Annotated in this window: 4 protein-coding genes and 1 pseudogene; 1 reads left to right on the forward strand and 4 read right to left on the reverse strand. The window is 73.4% G+C overall.

Annotation, left to right across the window (positions count from 1 at the left end):
- The first annotated feature begins 258 nt into the window (after nt 1–258).
- Nucleotides 259–1,542, forward strand: a complete 1,284-nt coding sequence (locus tag WML84_RS12225; protein WP_347346420.1) for an AAA family ATPase — start codon at nt 259–261, stop codon at nt 1,540–1,542.
- A 52-nt stretch (nt 1,543–1,594) separates the two neighbouring features.
- On the opposite strand, the gene WML84_RS12230 is transcribed toward WML84_RS12225, so the two are convergent.
- The 4 genes and pseudogenes from WML84_RS12230 to WML84_RS12245 all read right to left on the reverse strand — a co-directional run.
- Nucleotides 1,595–2,674 (reverse strand): hypothetical protein, encoded by a 1,080-nt coding sequence (locus WML84_RS12230; RefSeq protein WP_347346421.1) that lies wholly within the window; start codon nt 2,672–2,674, stop codon nt 1,595–1,597.
- A gap of 19 nt (nt 2,675–2,693) precedes the next feature.
- Nucleotides 2,694–3,968 carry a phosphoribosylamine--glycine ligase gene (gene purD / locus WML84_RS12235; RefSeq protein ID WP_347346422.1) on the reverse strand — a complete coding sequence of 425 codons (1,275 nt, stop codon included), beginning with the start codon at nt 3,966–3,968 and terminating at the stop codon, nt 2,694–2,696.
- Between the two features lie 82 nt (nt 3,969–4,050).
- Nucleotides 4,051–5,367: a UDP-glucose/GDP-mannose dehydrogenase family protein gene (locus WML84_RS12240; protein WP_347346423.1), complete on the reverse strand. Its 1,317-nt coding sequence runs from the start codon at nt 5,365–5,367 to the stop codon at nt 4,051–4,053.
- A gap of 120 nt (nt 5,368–5,487) precedes the next feature.
- Nucleotides 5,488–5,718 (reverse strand): annotated as a pseudogene (locus WML84_RS12245) (N-acetyltransferase); the annotation flags it as partial.

A 5,718-nucleotide genomic window follows, 5' to 3' on the forward strand; every position in this document is an offset into this window, starting at 1 on the left:
CGCCGCGCCCCGCTGACCCGCCGCGCGGCCCTCGCCTGCCCCGCTGACCCGCTGACCTGCCGGCGCGGCCTGCCGCGCTGGCCCGCTCCCCCGCCTCCGGCATCCGCACTATCCGCGAGAATTCACTGGCGCGTCGAGACTGCATGCCCAGCGCGCAGTCTCGACGCACAGTTGTCGTCTCGCGGTGATCGCCGAGCCGGGCGAGGGGTGCCGTGACGTATATGTCAGGACATATCCGATCTGTGCGAGGATGAGCGCGTGAGCCGCACGCACATCAGGGACTTCCACGACGACGACCTCGACGCCATCGTGCGTCTGTGGGAGAACGCGCATCGGGGCGACGACGCGCCGGTCTACTCGCTCGCCGAGGTCATCGCCTCGTGCCAGGCCGACCACGCGGTCGTCGCGATCCAGGGCGACCGGCTCGTCGGCACCGCGGTCGGGCGCGCCGCGCACGCGCAGGGCTGGATCGTGTTCTTCGAGGTCGTGCCCGGTCCGCACGCCGAGCACGCCGCCGCGGCGCTGCTCGACGCGCTCGAGCGCCGCATGGCGCCGCTGGGTCTCGGCAAGCTCTCGATCCTGGTCGGCGAGGACGACGACCCGGTCGCCGCGCTCACCGCGAACGGGTTCGAGGTGCTGCACTCGGTGCGCTATCTCGAGCGGCGGATGCCGGTGCAGCGCCGCGAGCTCGACCTGCTCAAGGACGTCGGCGGCCGCATCCTGCCGCGGCACCTGTGGCGCGCGGTCAGCGGCATGCGCCGCGAGAAGGAGCTCCTCGAGGAACGCCTCGTCACGCCGCTCTCCCGCCCCGACCTCGCCGACCGCTTCGGCGTCGTGCCGCCGCGCGCGGTCATGCTCTTCGGACCTCCCGGCACGGGCAAGACGACGTTCGCGAAGGCGGTGGCCTCGCGGCTGGACTGGCCGTTCGTGGAGCTCTTCCCCTCTCGGCTCGCCGACGGTCCGGGCGGCCTCGCCGGCGCCCTGCGCTCGACGTTCGAGACGATCGGCGAGCTCGAGCACGCCGTCGTGTTCATCGACGAGGTCGAGGAGATCGCCTCGCGTCGCGGCGGCACGCCGCCCTCGCCCACGCAGGGCGTCACGAACGAGCTGCTCAAGCTCGTCGCCGAGTTCCGCGAGAGCGAGGGCCGGCTCCTCGTCTGCGCCACGAACTTCGTGCGGGCGCTGGATGCCGCCTTCCTCCGTCACGGCCGCTTCGACTACGTGCTGCCGATCGGCCTGCCCGACGACGAGGCGCGCACCGCGATCTGGAGCCGCTACGTGCCCGCCGACTCGATCGCCGACGTCGACATCGCGGCTTTGGTCGAGGCGAGCGACGGCTTCACGCCCGCCGACATCGAGTACGCGGCGCGCCGCGCGTCGCAGGAGGCGCTGGCCCGCGCGCTGCGGGCGGGGGAGGCCGGCGACGCCGACTCGCTCGCCACCGCCGACTACCTCCGCGCGCTCGGCGCGACGCGCGCGACGGTCTCCGAGGCCGACGTCGAGGGCTTCCTCGCCGACATCGACACCTTCGCCCGCCTGTAGCCGTCTGCGGCGAGACGTGACGGCGTCCGGCGCCCTCGCCGAGCTCGCCCGCTCAGGCCTTCGAGCGGCGCGGCCATCCGAGGCGGTGCGGCAGACCCCACCGGCCGCGATGCCGGTCGTCGACGGCCGTCGCGAGCTCGGCGCGCAGATCCTGCACGGCCGTGAGCAGGTGCCCCTGTTGCACGATGAGCTGATCCAGCTGCGCCTCGCGGGCCTCGTGCTCGTCGATCCGGGCCTTCGCGTCGCGCAACGCCGCTCTCGCGCGACCGCACTCCTCGAGACGCGCTGCATGCGTGCGGAGCGCGCTCACGAGCAGCGTCCACCAGTAGAAGAGGTTCAGCGCAAGCGCGACGGCGATGCCCCACGCCGCGCTCTCGAAGGGCTCGGCCGGGGTGTCGGCGATCAGCTCTCCTGTCGCGTAGAACGCGATGATGCCCACCGGCAGCAGGACGGTCGGCAGGGCGACCCAGCCGAACTGCAACGGCCTGCTGCGGACCGACGACACGATCAGCGACCATGACAGCATCCGCCACGTGAGGCGCAGAGGGAGGGCGGGATCGCGCGGGACGACGCGGAGCGCGCGGTTGAGCCGCACCGGCGGTGTGCGCTGCGGTCGGGAGCCGAACGCGTACGAGCCGCGGAATCGCCACCATTCGCGATAGTTCCCGACCAGAGTGCACCATGCGCCCCGTGGGTCGGGCTCGGCACCCGGAAGCGCGTCGGCCGCCGGCCCGATCAGATCGGGGGTCGTCGCCGTGCCGTACAGGTTCGCGTTCAGCCGCAGCAGCACGGGCAGCAGCACGGCGAGCAGCAGGCCGGCGAGCAGCAGGAACAGGAGCGCGGGCGCGAACAGCGTGCGCCCCGCCGCCGTGGCGATGCCGTCCAGGCCGCGCACGAAGTAGGTGGCCGACACGCTCACGAGGAGGCCGGTGACCAGCGCCGCGACCGCCGGGACGATGGTCTCGCGCAGATGGCGCTGCCGGTGCCGGCGCTGCGCGAACGCCTGCGGCTTCGCCGGTCTGATGCTCCAGTAGCTGATCAGCTGCAGGATGCCGAACATCGCGGCGAGGGCGAGCCAGCCGGCGGCGAGGAGGAGTCCCAGCCCGATGACGAGGATGACGGTGTCGTCCACGGCGGCGCCGCCTGTCGCCTCAGTCCCGGGCGACGCGGGCGGCGATGTCGGTGCGGTGGTGCGAGCCCTCCAGCGAGATCTCGCCCAGCGCGCGGTAGGCGCGCTCGCGCGCCTCGAAGAACGTGTTGCCGAGCGCCACGACGTTGAGCACGCGTCCGCCGGTGGCGACCAGCGCGCCGTCCTGCTCGGCCGTGGCCGCGTGGGCGAGGTGCACGCCGTCGACGGATGCCGCGGCATCCAGCCCGTCGATCACGCGACCGGTCACCGGCGCCTCCGGGTAGCCTTCGCTCGCGAGCACCACCGTGACGGCGGCGGCCTCGGCGAAGGCGGGCGCCGGCTCGTCCTCGAGGTGCCCGCCGGCGGCGGACAGCAGCAGCCGCGACAGCGGGGTCACGAGCCGCGCGAGGACGACCTGGGTCTCGGGGTCGCCGAAGCGCGCGTTGAACTCGATGACCTTGATGCCGTGCTCGGTGAGGACGAGTCCCGCGTAGAGGAGACCGATGAAGGGAGTGCCCTCGGCATCCAGCTGCCGGATCACCGGCTCGGCGATCGTGCGGGTCACCTCGGCGACGAACTCGTCCTCGCCGCCGAACGCGCCGGCCAGCCACGGCAGCGGCGAGTAGGCGCCCATGCCGCCGGTGTTGGGTCCCTGGTCGTCGTCGTAGGCGCGCTTGAAGTCCTGCGCCGGGCTGAGCGCGCGCACGGTGTCGCCGTCCGAGACGAAGAAGAGCGACACCTCGGGGCCGGAGAGGAACTCCTCCACGAGCACCCCACCGCCGGACAGGTACGTCTCGGCGTGGGCGAGCGCGGCGTCGCGATCGGAGGTCACGATGACGCCCTTGCCCGCCGCGAGCCCGTCGGCCTTGACGACGTGCGGAGCGCCGTACGCGTCGAGCGCGGCCTCGACCTCGGCGCGCGTGCGGGCGCGCGTGGCGCGACCGGTCGGCACGCCGGCGGCCTCCATCACGCGCTTGGCGAAGGCCTTCGACCCCTCGAGCTGCGCCGCTGCCCTGCCGGGGCCGAACACCGGGATGCCGCGACCGCGCAGGGCATCGGCCACACCCGCGACGAGCGGGGCCTCGGGGCCGATGATCACGAGGTCGATGCGCGCCTCGTTCGCGTACGCCGTCACCGCCGCCGGATCGTTCTGGTCGAGGTCCGCCACGAGCGTCGCGTCGGCCGCGATGCCGGCGTTGCCGGGGGCGGCGAACAGCTCGTGCCCCGCCCCTTCGGCGCGCAGGGCCAGGATGATGGCGTGCTCGCGCGCGCCCGAACCGAGGACGAGGATTCTCACCCCGCCAGCCTATTACCGGCGCGTGCCCGCTCCTGGCGCCCCGCGACCGGCATCTGCCGACACCGCTGCGCCCGGCCGGCCCTCAGCGCCGGCCGAGGCCGCGGTACGTCCAGCCGGCGGCGCGCCAGCGGGCGGGGTCGTAGCTGTTGCGGGCGTCGACGACGTTGCGGGCGGCGACGAGTGCGCCGAGCTCCATCGGGTCGAGGTAGCGGTACTCGTCCCACTCGGTGACCATGACGACGACGTCCGCGTCGGCGACGGCATCCGTCAGCGTCGCACGGTAGTCGAGCTGCGGGTGCAGCGCCCGCGAGTTCGCGATCGCCTCGGGGTCGGTGGCGCGCACGTTCGCGCCGAGCCCCTTCAGGCGCACGGCCACGTCGAGGGCGGGGGAGTCGCGCACGTCGTCGGAGTGCGGTTTGAACGCGAGCCCGAGCACCGCGACGTTCTTGCCGTTCGGCTCGCCGCCCAGCAGGTCCACGACGTGGTCGACGACCTTCTGGCGACGACGCAGGTTGATCGCGTCGACCTCCTTGAGGAACGCGACCGACTCGCCGCGGCCGAGCTCCTCGGCGCGCGCGGTGAACGCGCGGATGTCCTTGGGGAGGCATCCGCCGCCGAACCCGACCCCCGCCCCGAGGAAGCGGCGCCCGATGCGGGCGTCGTGGCCGATCGCGTCGGCGAGCTGGGTCACGTCGGCGCCGGTCGCCTCGGCGATCTCGGCCATCGCGTTGATGAACGAGATCTTGGTCGCGAGGAACGCGTTGGCGGCGACCTTGACCAGCTCGGCGGTCGCGAAGTCGGTGACGACGAGGGGGATGCCGGTGCCGATGACGGGCCCGTACGCATCCCGCAGCGCGGACTCGGCGACCTCGGCGCGCTCGGGCTCGGGCGGAAGGCCGAAGACCAGGCGGTCGGGCGTGAGGGAGTCCTTCACGGCCCAGCCCTCGCGGAGGAACTCCGGGTTCCACGCGAGCACGGCGCCCGTCCCCGCGGCCTCGACCAGTCCGGCCAGGCGCGCGGCGGAGCCGACCGGCACCGTCGACTTGCCGACGACGACCTCGCCGGCGCTCGTGTGCGGCAGCAGGGCCGTGATCGCCGCGTCGACGTAGGTCATGTCGGCGGCGTTCCCGCCCTTGGTCTGCGGAGTGCCGACGGCGACGAAGTGGATGCCGGAGCCTGCGGCATCCGCCATGTCGGTCGAGAACCGCAGCCGCCTCGACGCGACGTGCGTCGTCAGCAGCTCGGGGAGGCCGGGCTCGAAGAACGGCGCCTCGCCGCGCGTGAGCGAGGCGACCTTGCGCTCGTCGACGTCGATGCCGACGACCTCGTGACCGAGCTCGGCCATCGCGGCGGCATGCACCGCACCCAGATATCCACAGCCGATGACGGATATGCGCATCGCACGCTTCCTTCGTTGATCGATCATTCCCCTGACACGCGCCGAACGGGCGCGTGCTCCCCTTCCATCATGGGGGATGCCGCGCGGATGCGTGAGCCGCGTCCGGCCGGGGACGCGAGGCTAGACGGACGGGGTCAGGGCGCCGTCGGCCTCCCGGTAGCGGTCTCCGCTGACGGGACAGACCCATTCGTCGCCGTCCTTGGCGAGCGGACGGCCCGCGACGCCGACCCAGCCGATCCGTCGGGCGGGTACTCCGACCACGAGCGCGTGCGCCGGCACGTCCTTCGTGACCACGGCGCCGGCGGCGACGAGCGCCCACTCGCCGATCGTCACGGGGGCGATGCAGACCGC

The sequence above is a fragment of the Microbacterium sp. genome (genome assembly GCF_039812165.1).
GTDB lineage: Bacteria > Actinomycetota > Actinomycetes > Actinomycetales > Microbacteriaceae > Microbacterium.

What these genes read in the sequence shown, in the direction of transcription:
- WML84_RS12240 (WP_347346423.1), bottom strand. Translation starts at nt 5,367, where the DNA reads ATGCGCATATCCGTCATCGGCTGTGGATATCTGGGTGCGGTGCATGCC.